Source organism: Tenacibaculum ovolyticum DSM 18103, from assembly GCF_000430545.1.
Classification (GTDB): Bacteria; Bacteroidota; Bacteroidia; order Flavobacteriales; family Flavobacteriaceae; genus Polaribacter; species Polaribacter ovolyticus.
In genome coordinates this window covers 54865-68445 of sequence record NZ_KE387164.1, presented here as the reverse complement: position 1 = coordinate 68445, position 13581 = coordinate 54865, and the positions used below count along the sequence as shown (strand labels likewise).

The 13581-nt window shown below is 31.3% G+C and carries 8 protein-coding genes; 6 read left to right on the top strand and 2 right to left on the bottom strand.

The features are described from left to right. The first annotated feature begins 100 nt into the window (after window positions 1–100). From H518_RS0115015 to H518_RS0114990, 6 genes are all read left to right on the top strand, one after another. Entirely contained in the window at window positions 101–3421 is a 3321-nt protein-coding gene (locus H518_RS0115015) for a SusC/RagA family TonB-linked outer membrane protein (RefSeq protein WP_028889827.1), read from the top strand. Window positions 3422–3440: 19 nt separating this feature from the next. Next, window positions 3441–5009, top strand: coding sequence for a RagB/SusD family nutrient uptake outer membrane protein (locus H518_RS0115010; protein WP_028889826.1), 1569 nt, complete (start codon window positions 3441–3443; stop codon window positions 5007–5009). 18 nt (window positions 5010–5027) lie between these two features. Next, a complete protein-coding gene (locus H518_RS0115005) occupies window positions 5028–5921 on the top strand; it encodes a zinc-binding metallopeptidase (RefSeq protein ID WP_043707101.1) in 894 nt (297 codons plus the stop codon). A 5-nt stretch (window positions 5922–5926) separates the two neighbouring features. Continuing rightward, window positions 5927–7165, top strand: coding sequence for a DUF4302 domain-containing protein (locus H518_RS0115000; protein WP_028889824.1), 1239 nt, complete (start codon window positions 5927–5929; stop codon window positions 7163–7165). 195 nt (window positions 7166–7360) lie between these two features. After that, a complete protein-coding gene (locus tag H518_RS0114995) occupies window positions 7361–7669 on the top strand; it encodes an HU family DNA-binding protein (protein WP_304442567.1) in 309 nt (102 codons plus the stop codon). Between the two features lie 297 nt (window positions 7670–7966). Continuing rightward, on the top strand, window positions 7967–9505 hold the full coding sequence (locus H518_RS0114990) for an Rne/Rng family ribonuclease (RefSeq protein WP_028889822.1): 1539 nt from the start codon (window positions 7967–7969) through the stop codon (window positions 9503–9505). Between the two features lie 56 nt (window positions 9506–9561). Here the strand turns inward: H518_RS0114990 and H518_RS0114985 are convergent, their stop codons facing one another. Together H518_RS0114985 and uvrC are read right to left on the bottom strand one after the other, a co-directional pair. After that, window positions 9562–11751, bottom strand: a complete 2190-nt coding sequence (locus H518_RS0114985; protein ID WP_028889821.1) for a patatin-like phospholipase family protein — start codon at window positions 11749–11751, stop codon at window positions 9562–9564. Beyond that, window positions 11748–13544: an excinuclease ABC subunit UvrC gene (gene uvrC / locus H518_RS0114980; RefSeq protein ID WP_028889820.1), complete on the bottom strand. Its 1797-nt coding sequence runs from the start codon at window positions 13542–13544 to the stop codon at window positions 11748–11750. Before uvrC ends, H518_RS0114985 begins: the two co-directional genes overlap by 4 nt. Window positions 13545–13581 lie beyond the last annotated feature (37 nt).

Genomic DNA, 13581 nt, shown 5'->3' with positions numbered 1-13581 from the left:
ATAAGATATCATCATCAGCAAGAATATCAGTAAAACCCCCCTATTGCTGTTCAATAAAAAAAGTGGGAATTTACAAATACTAATTCAAATATTTAATTTTATGCACAAAATTACAAAAACACTGATACTGTTTTTTATTTTAGCTTTCCAACTCATACATGGGCAGGAAAACACAATTATTACAGGTACAGTTTCTGACCAATCAGGCCCATTGCCTGGTGTTACCGTTTTAGTAAAGGGTACTACTAAAGGTACTGAAACAGACTTTGACGGAAATTATTCTATCTCTGTAAAACTAAAAGACGTACTATCTTTTAGTTTTGTAGGAATGGTAACTACTGAAAAAACAGTTAACTCAGCTACACCGATTAATATTAAAATGACTGAAGATCGTAACGTCTTAGAAGAAGTTGTTATTACAGGTATAACAGTTACTGACAAAAGATTATTTACAGGTGCTTCTACTTCTATAAAAGCAGCTGAAGTAAAACTAGACGGTATTCCTGAAATAAGTAGAGCACTTGAAGGTCGTGCTGCTGGAGTTACAGTACAAAATGTATCTGGTACATTCGGAGCCGCACCAAGAATTAGAGTACGTGGTGCTACTTCAATTTATGGTAATTCAAAACCTTTATGGGTAGTTGATGGTATTATTTTAGAAGATGCTATTGATCTTTCAGCAGGAGATTTAGCTTCAGGTGATGCTACTACTTTAATCAGTTCTTCTATTGCTGGTTTAAATGCTGATGATATAGAAAGCTTTGATGTTTTAAAAGATGGTTCTGCAACCTCAATCTATGGTGCAAGAGCAATGGCAGGGGTTATTGTTATTACAACTAAAAAGGGTAAAGCAGGAATTAGTAGTATAAACTATACTTCAGAAACTACTTTTAGAATGAGACCTTCATACAATGATTTTAACATTATGAATTCTCAAGAACAAATGTCTGTCTATGAAGAAATGCGAGCAGGAGGATGGTTAAATTACAGTGACGTTGCTAATGCAAGTGAAAGCGGTGTATATGGGGAGATGTACAAGTCCTTTAATCAATTAGATACGAACGGAAATTTTCTTTTAGAAAATACTCCCCAAGCTAAAGCTGCTTTTTTAAAAAAAGCAGAACTTAGAAACACCAACTGGTTTAACGAATTATTTAACGTTAACGCAATGCAAAGTCATGCAGTAAACATGTCTTCAGGTACAGATAGAGCTACTTACTACGCTTCTTTAAGTGCTTTATCAGATCCAGGATGGACTAAATCAAGTGGAGTTAGTCGCTATACTGCTAATTTTAAATCAATATTTAAAGTTTCGGATAAATTAACTTTAAATACAATAAGTACTGGTTCTTTTAGAAAACAAAAAGCCCCTGGAACATTATCCCAAGATGTTGATGTTGTTACTGGTAAAGTAAAAAGAGATTTTGACATTAACCCATATTCATTTGCATTAAACTCCTCTAGAGGTTTAGACCCAGACAAATACTACACTAGAAATTATACAGATTTTAACATTTCTAAGGAACTACAAGAAAACTATATAAATATTAACGTAGCAGACTTAAAATTTCAAGGAGAATTACAATACAAAGTAAATTCTAAAATAAATGTAAGCTTCTTAGGTGCTTTAAAATACCAAACTTCTTCTTTAGAGCATAATACTACCGAATTTTCAAACCAAGCCAACGCTTTCCGAGCAGCTGATAATGAAATAATTAGAAATGCTAATCCACGTTTATATACGGACCCAGACAATCCTTTAGCAGTACCAGTTAGCGTTTTACCTGAAGGTGGAATTTATAGAAAAACTGATTATACAATGTTAGGGTATGATGCAAGAGGAATTTTCACATATAAAGATGTTATTAAAGACGATCATACTGTAAATTTTACTGCAGGTGCTGAACTTAATGCTGCTGATAGAAGTAGAACTAACTTTACAGGATGGGGACTACAATACTCACTAGGAGAAGTTCCTTTTTATGGATATGAGTTATTTAAGAAAGGAGTTGAGGAGAATAACCTTTACTATGGTTTAAACAATACGAAATATAGAAACTTAGCTTTCTTTGGAAATGCTACATATTCTTGGAAAAGGCGTTACACCCTTAATGGTACTTACCGTTATGAAGGATCTAACAAACTAGGTAAATCTAGAAGTTCAAGATGGTTACCTACATGGAATATATCTGGTAGCTGGAATGTACATGAAGAAGATTTCTTCGATAGCTTAGGCCCACTAGAAACCCTTACATTTAGGGGGTCTTATAGTTTAACTGCTGATAGAGGTCCTGACTTCGTAACAAACTCATTAGTTGACATTAGAAGTTTTAACCCATGGAGACCGTCTTCAGGAGTAAAAGAAAGTGCTTTATTTGTAAGCTCTTTAGAAAACAGCGAATTAACTTATGAAAAGAAACATGAATTAAATATTGGTTTTGATACAAGTCTGTTAAATAGTCGTTTAAGTATTGGTGCTGATTGGTATCAAAGACAAAACTTTGACCTTATTGGCCCAATAAATACTCAAGGTATTGGTGGTGAAATTAGAAAATTTGGTAATGTTGCAGAAATGGAATCAAGTGGTTTAGAACTTTCAATTTCAGGAACACCTATAAAAACAGAAAACTTTTCTTGGCAATCAAGCTTTGTATACTCTAAAACAAGAAATAAAGTTACAAAACTAGAATCTAATGAAAGAGTTATCGATTTAGTAACTGGCTATGGTTTCGCAAGAGAAGGTTATGCTAAAGGTGCTATTTTCTCAATTCCTTTTGCTGGCTTAAACGAAGAAGGACTACCTACTTTCTTCGATCAAGATGGTAATAGATCTATTGGAGATGTATATTTTCAAGAAAGAGATAAGTTAGATTTCTTAAAGTATTCTGGTACTACTGAACCAACAGATGTAGGTAGTTTTGGTAATATTTTCATATATAAAAACTTACGTTTAAATATATTCACAACCTATTCATTTGGTAATGTTGTAAGATTAAACCCAGTATTTAACTCTTCTTACTCAGATCTAGTTGCACATCCAAGGGAATTTGAAAACAGATGGGTTTTACCAGGTGATGAGAATCACACTAACGTACCCGTAATTGCTACAACAAGACAAGAAGATAGAATTGGACGATTTGATTTACGTACTGCGTATAATGCTTATAATTATTCTGATGTTAGAGTTGCTAGAGGAGACTTCATACGTCTTAAAGAAGTTTCTTTAACATATAAACTTCCAACTGAATTAGTAAGTAAATTAAGTCTTAATAGTTTCTCAATGAAATTACAAGCTACAAATTTATTTTTATTGTATTCTGATAAAAAGTTAAATGGTCAAGATCCTGAATTTTTTAACTCTGGTGGGGTTGCAAGTCCTTTAGCTAAGCAATTAACTTTAACTTTAAAATTAGGATTATAATTTATAAAAAAATAATAAAATGAAAAATAATATAAACAAATTATTTGTACTATTTCTTGTGTCTTTTATTGTTATTTCTTGTGATGAATTTTTAGATGAATTACCTGATAACAGAACAGAAATAGACAACAATACAAAAATTAGAAAAATACTAGTTTCTGCATACCCAACAACAAGTTTTGGTATAATTGCTGAAATATCTTCAGATAATACTGATGATTATGGAGAAGATAATCCTTGGTTTGATAGATTTTATGAACAGAATGCATATTGGGAAGACATTACCGAAACTGCAAATGACGGGCCTGCTTCTCTTTGGAGTGGTTGCTATAGTGCTATTGCAAACGCAAACCAAGCTTTAGCTGGTATTAATGAGCAAGGCAACCCAGAATCACTATCTGCTGAAAGAGGAGAAGCTCTAATAGCTAGAGCTTATAGCCATTTTGTATTGATTAACATGTTTAGTATGCATTATAATACTCAAACTAGTGATACTGATTTAGGTGTTCCATACTTAGAAACTCCTGAAACAACTCTAGACCCAAAGTATAAAAGAGGTAATGTTAAGGATGTATATGAAAAAATAAATAAAGATATTGAAGAAGCTTTACCTCTTATTCGTGATGACATTTATGATGTTCCAAAATATCACTTTAATGTAAAAGCTGCTTATGCCTTCGCTGCAAGATTTAATTTATACTATGAGAATTGGGAAAAAGCAAAAGAATACGCTTCAATTGTAGTAACATCAAACCCATCTAGTGTATTAAGAGACTGGGAAGCTTTAGGTCAACTTCCAACTGCAGATAAGTCACTTGCTTATACAGTAGGTAATGCAAGTTTACTTACGCAAGCAACTAGCTCTAACGCAGGATATATTTTTGGTCGTTATTATACAGGTGCTCGTTTTAACCACACCAATACTATTGCTAATAGAGAATCATTAAATGTTGCCTTACCATGGGCTTCTAACGCTCGTTTATATCCTTATTTTAGGCCATGGACAGCAGCAGTTGCTAATTTTCAGAAGTCTTTATCTTTAAAAATACCAGATTTATTTGAATACACTGATCCAGTTGCCCTTATTGGATTTAGAAAAGCTGTTAGAAACCCGTTCACTACTGACGAAACATTACTAGTTAGAGCAGAAGCGAATATTATGTTAAAGCAATACGATGCAGCATTAGCAGATTTAAATGCTTTTACAATGAATTATAATCAACAACCTGCATCAGCTCTTCCAGAAACAAATTTGGTAGAGGTAAATACATTTTACGATGCTGTTAACTACTCTACAGAAGCTTCTCCAACTCAAAAGAAAACTTTAACACCTAAGTTTACAATAGAATCGGGTACACAAGAAAACATGTTACACTATACACTTCAATTAAGAAGAATAGTTACAATACATGAAGGATTAAGATGGTTTGACAATAAACGTTACGGTATGGTAATACCTAGATATAAAGGAAGTAATGGTTATACATCAACAATTGTAGCAGATGTATTAACGGCTAATGACCCCCGTAAAGCAGTACAATTACCTCAAGATGTTATTTCTGCTGGCTTAGCCCCTAACCCAAGATAATTTAAAAATATCATAATTATGAAAAATATAAAATATTTATTACTAGCTCTTACCATTACTCTTAGTAATTGTGAAGAGACTGATATACCTAATCCTGATAAAAGTGCTATTAGTACTGATTTTGGACATCAGAACCAATTTGATAAATTCTTAAAAAGAGAATTTGTAGCTCCTTATAACATCGAAGTATTATATAAATTACCTGATGTTGAAACTGACTACGCTTATAAATTGGTGCCTGCTGAATATGCGAAATCAGTAAAGCTAGCAAACCTTATTAAGTATTTATGTTTAGATGCTTATAACGCTATTGCCCCTACAAGTTTTCTAAAGAAAACTTTTCCAAAACAATTAGTATTTGTCGGCTCACCTGGATACAACTCAAATGGTACAATTCTTTTAGGAACTGCTGAAGGGGGGCTTAAAGTTTCTCTTTACAACATAAATTCATTAGATGTTAACAATGTTGATCAATTAAATGAATTGTTCTTTAACACAATACACCACGAATTTGCACATGTCTTACATCAAAACATAGCTTTCTCTACTGATTTCGAACAATTAACATTAAGTGCTGGTGAGGAGTACGTAGGAGGTAGTTGGAGTACGGCTGATGGATACCCATCTGATCTAGCAGCACTACAAGCTGGATTCATTACAAGGTATGCTAGTAAGTCAGAAAGTGAAGATTTCGTTGAGTTAATTTCTCATTACATTCTTGCTAAAGAAGCTGACTGGGCCACTACCCTTACTACTGCTGGTACAACAGGAGCTGGAATTATTAACAGCAAAATGATAATAGTAAAAAGCTACTTAAAAGACAGTTGGGAAATAGATATCGATGTATTACGTGCTGAAATACAAAATAGATACGATAACTTAAGCTCACAAGATTTAGATAATATAAACTAAAAAAAATGAAAAAAATTATATACAAAACATTATTGCTATTACTTTTTGTTGGTATCACTACATCATGTGAAACCAATAAAGAGGAAACAATATTCGAAGAATCTACTTCAGAAAGGCTACAAAAATCAATTTCTGAATATAAAGATCTATTAATTTCATCAGACAATGGTTGGATTATAGAATATTACCCAGAAAAGACACAAAAATATGGCGGTTTTAACTATGGAGTAAAGTTTAATAATGATTTAACTGCAGAAATTGTTATGGAGTTATTTGATTTTTCAACGAGACAATCAAACTCTTACAATGTTATTGCTAATGGTGGACCTCTATTAACTTTTAATACTTACAATGCCATAACTCACTTTTTTTCAACACCAAATTCAAATTTAGCAGATGGTCTTGAAGGTGATTACGAATTTGCCTTAATTTCTAAAACAGATGATCTTATAACTTTAAAAGGATCACAATCACGCAACAACATGCGAATGATCAGGTTAAATGAAACACCTGAAGAGTACTTAACTAAAGTACTTGGTATTAAAGATTATTTAGCTTCTGCTTCTTATGCTGTCACTTTAGATGGTAATGATTTACCGCTACCTGATACTGGTGCAAAATTAATTTTCCCTCAAGGTACTGGAAAAGAACCAATTGAAATATCTTACAACTATACTAGCAAAGGAATAAAGTTATATGAACCTATTACATTAGGAGGTAGCGAAGCATTAGAGTTTATTTTAAATAAAGATACTAATCAACTCATTTCTATAGATGGTAATGTTATAATATATGTTCTTTTTTCACCAATTAACATTAATCAAGATTGGCAAATAGTCACTAGTATCCCTGGAGCTATTTCTCCTGCTTTTCTTACCAAGTTTAATCAAGTAAAAGACGCTAATACTACTGTATATTCAGAAACGTTGAGAGACTTCTTAATATTTGGTAATACAACTGTTAGCGGTGAAACAAAACCTGGTATTCTTTTTATCTCAGATCCGGGCCCGTATGTAGCACAGCATTTATTAGGTTTTGGAGGAGTTCCTGGAGAAGCTGAACAACTTAGTATTATTAAAGGTGAAGGTGCCTATAATTGGCAATATTATACTCATTTACAACCATTAGTTGATTTTATCGCTGATAACTCACCTTATACACTGAGTACTACTGATCCTGCTGCAACACAAATACAATTAACAAGTGCAACAGATCCAACTGTTTGGTTTTATATTCTAAAATAACATTTTTCATAATAGTTAGTCTTAATAATTTAATTTTTAAGACTAACTATTAATTTATAATAAAGTTAATGCAAAAACTCTAAGGATTATCTCTTAGAGTTTTTGTGCTTTTAAAAGAATAATAGATTTTTGTAATTTTAACCTTTTGGGTTATATATAATTATCTTATATTTGCAGCCTCATTTCAAAAATTAAATTCAAAATACATATAGAATGACAAAAGCAGATATCGTATCTAAAATTTCAGATAAGAGCGGAATTGAAAAAATGGATGTATTAGCGACTGTTGAAGCCTTTATGGACGAGGTAAAAGATGCGTTAGAGAGTGGAGACAATGTATATTTAAGAGGTTTCGGTAGTTTTATTATTAAAACAAGAGCAGAAAAAACAGGTAGAAATATTTCAAAAAATACGACTATCAAAATACCTGCTCACAATATACCTGCTTTTAAACCATCAAAAGTATTTACTGAAGGTGTTAAAACCAAAGTAGCTGTAAAGTAATTAAAAAAGTATTAATCAGAAACCTTTATAATAAAGGTTTTACAAAACATTTCAAATTATGCCAAGTGGTAAAAAAAGAAAGAGAGCTAAAATCTCTACACACAAAAGAAAGAAAAGAGCAAGAGCAAATCGTCATAAGAAAAAGTAAGCTAACGCTTACTTTTTCGTTGCTTTTATAGCTTATTAAGTTCATTGACATTAAGGTTTTAACACCTTAAAACCGGTATACAAAATACCTGTTTACAAATTTTAATCCGTCTTCGTAAAATTTTACGTAGGCACAAAACTATATTCAGAATGAAAACAGAATTAATAATTCGTTCAAATTCTTCTGATATTGATTTCGCCCTACTAAGAGATGGTAGACTTATTGAATTAAACAAAGAAACAAGCGACAACAAATTCTCAGTCGGAGATATTTTCCTAGCTAAAATAGGAAAAGTAATGACTGGTTTAAATGCCGCTTTTGTAAATGTTGGATATCCTAAAGATGGTTTTTTACATTACCACGACTTAGGACCACAAGTACAATCCTTAAATAAATTCATTAAGAAGGTAAGCACAGGTAATTATAAAGAATTCACTTTAAAAAACTTTCGCTCTGAAAACGACATCAATAAAGACGGAAGCATTAACCAAGTACTAAAATCAGGTCAAAATTTATTAGTACAAATTGTAAAAGAACCTATTTCTACCAAAGGACCGAGGATCAGCTCGGAACTATCAATAGCTGGTAGATTTTTAGTTTTAGTTCCTTTTTCTAATAGAGTTTCTGTATCTCAAAAAATAGCAGATCCAAAAGAAAAAGAACGTTTAAAAAAATTAGCAAAAAGCATCAAACCAAAAGGGTTTGGACTTATTTTACGTACTGTTGCCCAAGACAAAAAGGTAGCAGAACTAGATAAAGATTTACAAAATTCACTTGAACGTTGGAAAAAAATGTGCAATAGCATTGCCAATCAAAACACGCCAACAAAAATATTAAGTGAGTTAAACAGAGCATCTTCGATTTTAAGAGATGTAATGAACGATTCTTTTACAAGTATCATAACCAATGATGAAACTTTAATGATTGAAATTAAAGAGTATTTACAAGAAATATACCCTGAAAAGGAAAGTATTGTAAAACTTCATAAGACTGACACTCCTATTTTTGAGAAATACGGTATCGAACGTCAGATAAAAACATCGTTTGGTAAAACAGTTTCTATGAGTAAAGGTGCGTATTTAGTTATTGAACACACCGAAGCTTTGCATGTTATTGATGTTAACAGTGGTAATCGCTCAAATAAAGCTTTAAGCCAAGAAGAAACTGCTTTAGAAGTCAACCTAATTTCTGCCACCGAAATAGCACGTCAGTTACAACTACGCGATATGGGTGGAATTATTGTTGTTGATTTTATTGATATGAAAACAACTGAAAACAGACAAAAATTATATCAACATTTAAAAGATGCAATGTCTTTAGATCGTACAAAACATAAAATATTACCTCCGAGTAAGTTTGGTTTAGTACAGATTACAAGACAACGTGTAAGACCTGAGTTAGAAATAAAAACACGTGAACCAAACCCGAATAAGAATGGAGAAGTTGAAGCTCCTATTGTTTTAATAGACAAAATAGAAGCTGAACTTGAACGCCTAATTAATAGCGGTAAAAATTATAAAGAAATTACATTAAATGTACATCCTTTTATAGCTGCTTATTTAACAAAAGGTGTAAATTCTATTCGTTTTAAATGGTTTGTACAACACAAAAAGTGGATTAAAATATTACCTAGAGACGCTTATCAATACCTACAATATAAATTCTTTTTAAAAAAGAAAAGTAAGTAAGGCAATCTTATTATGAAATAAAAACCCGTTTCTATCGAAACGGGTTTTTTTATGCTCTAAAACCAAAAACCTAAATTGAATAACCAATATTTATCATTATGGTTTGGAGACCAAGAATATTTTATCTCAATTGGCCCTAAAAAACTCTCCATTCCATAACCTAAAGCATATCCAGACTTAATATTATCAAATAAATTTTCTACCGTAAAAACGTTCTCTTCTACCCTAGCATAATTAGCAATAAATGTTGCATATTGCTTCTCTAAAAATTGGTATCTTAAATTAATTTCTGACTTTAAATAAGATTGATCATTTAAGCTACCTGTATCATACCCATAAAAAGAAGTAAAATTATTAATGTAATTTTTATTATAGCCTCCTAAACGATAATCAAACATTTCTGATAATTTTTTTCCTAACGTATACCCCGCTTCTCCTGTATACTGAAGTGTTAATTTTTTATAAAAAGTACTAGCAAAACCTATTGTACCTTTTATTTGAGAAAACTGCTGAAAAGGCTCACTCATTTGAGCTAACTGAGACAACTTATTATTCCTATCTGACCAAAGAAACCATTTAAAGTCTAAGTTTGCATAAAACCCTTTTGTAGGAAACATTTTTTTATCATAAGTATCTAATTTTAAAAAAGAATAAATATTTAGATAATTACTCTTATCAAAAAAAGTTTCTACTCCATTCGTTAAAATATTTTCTGAAGAAGCATGCAGCATTTTATGCTCTACACCTATCCCTAATGCGAATTTTTTATCAAACGTTGTCTTTAAGTATAATGAATTCGTAAAATCATTATATTTTATGTTAATAAGATTACTATCGAATAAAAATTCACTTTTAAAAGAATTATATCGTGACCTAAAACCATAACTCGGTTTTATTCCATGATCAATGAAATACTGAAAATCATACCGAATTCTATCTCCAATAGCGATATCAAAAGACAATTCATCATTTTGAGTTATTATTTTTTTATGATTATAATTTAATAATACACCAGACTTATATAACAAATCATAATGCAACCCAAACCTTAAATAAGATTTTATTGACTCTTCTTTTACAATTAACTCAAGTTTTTTTCCTTCAAACGATTTCATAAAATGATAATCAATCCTTCTAAAATTTTTTGTGGCCGTTAGTGTATTTATTTTTTTCGAAATATCTTTATAGGATACACTATCACCTTCACGTAACTGTAACTTACCTAAAATATAATTATCTGTATAATTTTTATTCCCTTTTATTACGATTCTGTCTACCAAGAACTTTCCTTTTCTTAGATTTAACACTTGAGATTTCTTTTTGTTTTTTTGAAGCTTAGCAATGCTATCAAATACAATTCGGAAAGGCTTAGCAGCTTTGATTCCCTCTTGTATGATTTCATCTTTTTTATCAAAAGAGATTACACTATACTCAATTATATCAGGTCGAATATAAAAATTTAACAAACCAATTTGTTCATCTGATTTTTTATACATCTGAAAATTCACAATCTGTAGTAATAAAGAAGCGATAGAAGATAACTCTTCTCTTTTTAATAACTGCCCCTGAACACTTACTCCAATTATTAAATCAATCTTTTTTTTCCTCATGATGTCAACCGGAAAATTATTGACAACTCCTCCGTCAACCAATAATTTCCCATCAATTTCAACAGGATTTAATAATGAAGGAAAAGCTGCACTAGCCCTTAAAGCTAAAGGTAATGACCCTTTTTCTAAAATAACCTCCTTACCTGTTTCAATATCTGTAGCAACACAATAAAAAGGAATTGGAAGCTTCTTAAAATCCCGAACTTCATCAACAGGAGCTAATAATTCTGTTAAAAAATTTAATACATTCTGCCCTTTAGACAAACCTAATGGCAGTCCTAATTCACCTTCTTTTATAGGTAAAGTAAATGCATATTTTTCACTATGTTCCTTACTAAAGAAAGGTCGTTGATTTCTCGACACTTTATCAATCATCAAGTTCTTAAAATCAACCTTTCTAATAATGCTTTCAATTTGATCAGCAGAATACCCAGACGCATACAATCCACCAACTATTGCCCCCATACTTGTTCCTCCCACATAATCAACCTGAACTCCTGCTTTTTCTAATTCTTTTAATATACCTATGTGCGCAAAACCTTTAGCACCTCCTCCACTTAAAACAAGTCCAACTTTGGGTTGACTTTGCGCCAATATTATGGCTGGAAAAAACAATATAATTAGCAACTTTTTCATTCTTTTTCTTTTTGATAAAATTTATGTATTTTTTGAGCTCTTGAAAACCCAACTATTTCTTTTAACTCTTCAAAGGTAGCTTCTTTAACTCTTTTAGCTGATTTAAATTTACGCAATAAATTAGTTATTGTCTGTTTACCAATATCTGGAATTTGCTCTAATTCTGACTGAATAGCACTTTTACTTCGCTTATTTCTATGAAACGTAATTCCGAATCGGTGGGCTTCATTACGTAAAAATTGAATTATTTTTAAACTCTCTGATTTTTTATCTAAGTATAAAGGAACAGAGTCTCCTGGATAGTAAATTTCTTCTAAACGCTTAGCAATACCGATAATCGCTATTTTTCCTCGTAAACCTAAAATATCTAAACTCTTTAATGCCGACGACAATTGCCCTTTTCCCCCATCAATTACAATTAATTGAGGTAATGGTTCTTTTTCTTCTAACAATCGTTTGTAACGTCGAAAAACAACCTCTTCCATAGAAGCAAAATCATTAGGCCCCTCGACTGTTTTAATATTATAATGGCGGTACTCTTTTTTACTAGGTTTACCGTCTTTAAAAACGACACAAGCTGCCACAGGGTGTGTTCCTTGAATGTTAGAATTATCAAAACATTCAATATGACGAGGTTCTTCATGTAAGCGCAAATCTTTTTGCATCTGACTCATAATTCGTTTTACATGCCGTTCTGGATCAACAATTTTTATTTGTTTAAATTGCTCCATTCGGTAATACTTCGCATTACGTTCAGACAAGTCAACAATTCTTTTTTTATCACCTAATTTCGGAATTGTAACTTTAATACTTTCTCCTAAATTTACTTTAAAAGGAACATATACTTCTCTTGATAATGAATTAAATCGATTACGTGTTTCTATAATAAACAACTCTAACAATTGCTTATCCGTTTCTTCTAATTTCTTTTTTATTTCGGTAGTATATGATTGCACTATTGATCCGTTCATTACTTTAAAAAAATTAGCATAACCATGACTATCATCAGAAATAATAGAAAATACATCTACATTATTAATTGATGGATTTACAATTGTTGATTTAGCTTGATAATTTTGTAAAGACGCTAGTTTATCTTTTATTTTTTGTGCTTCTTCAAATTTCATTTCAGAAGCAAAATCGAGCATTATATTTTTTAATCGCTCTAAACTTTCTTTAAAATTACCTTTAATGATACCCCTAATTGCTCGAATATCTTCATAATAATTATCTTCATGCTGATATCCTTCACATGGCCCTTTACAATTACCAATATGATACTCTAAACAAACTTTATATTTATCGGCATTTATTTTTGGCTGACTTAAATCGTATGTACATGTCCGTAATGGATAGAGTTCTTTTATTAACCCCAAGAGTGCATGTACTGTTTTCATATTTGTATAAGGCCCAAAATACTCAGAACCATCTTTAACAACTCTTCGAGTAGAAAATACACGTGGAAAACGTTCCTTTTTAATGCATATCCATGGATACGATTTATCATCCTTTAATAAAACATTGTAACGTGGTTTGTACTTCTTAATTAAATTATTCTCAAGTAACAAAGCATCAGTTTCAGTATCAACTACTACATGTTCTATTCGAACAATTTTTTTTACTAAAATCCTCGTTTTTCCATTCTCATGAGTTTTCGTAAAATAAGACGAAACTCGCTTCTTTAAGTTTTTAGCTTTACCTACATAAATAATCACATCTTCCTTATCAAAATATTGATAAACTCCTGGTGAATTAGGTAAGGTTTTTATTTGAAGTTCTAATGATGTTGGCATACAACGAAAATACAATTTTATACAGATATTTCAGTTG

Excerpts from the sequence above, each read along its gene's own strand:
- H518_RS0114985 (WP_028889821.1), bottom strand. The coding sequence starts at position 11,751 with ATGAAAAAGTTGCTAATTATATTGTTTTTTCCAGCCATAATATTGGCG.
- H518_RS0115005 (WP_043707101.1), top strand. The coding sequence starts at position 5,028 with ATGAAAAATATAAAATATTTATTACTAGCTCTTACCATTACTCTTAGT.
- H518_RS0115000 (WP_028889824.1), top strand. The coding sequence starts at position 5,927 with ATGAAAAAAATTATATACAAAACATTATTGCTATTACTTTTTGTTGGT.
- uvrC (WP_028889820.1), bottom strand. The coding sequence starts at position 13,544 with ATGCCAACATCATTAGAACTTCAAATAAAAACCTTACCTAATTCACCA.
- H518_RS0115010 (WP_028889826.1), top strand. The coding sequence starts at position 3,441 with ATGAAAAATAATATAAACAAATTATTTGTACTATTTCTTGTGTCTTTT.
- H518_RS0114990 (WP_028889822.1), top strand. The coding sequence starts at position 7,967 with ATGAAAACAGAATTAATAATTCGTTCAAATTCTTCTGATATTGATTTC.
- H518_RS0115015 (WP_028889827.1), top strand. The coding sequence starts at position 101 with ATGCACAAAATTACAAAAACACTGATACTGTTTTTTATTTTAGCTTTC.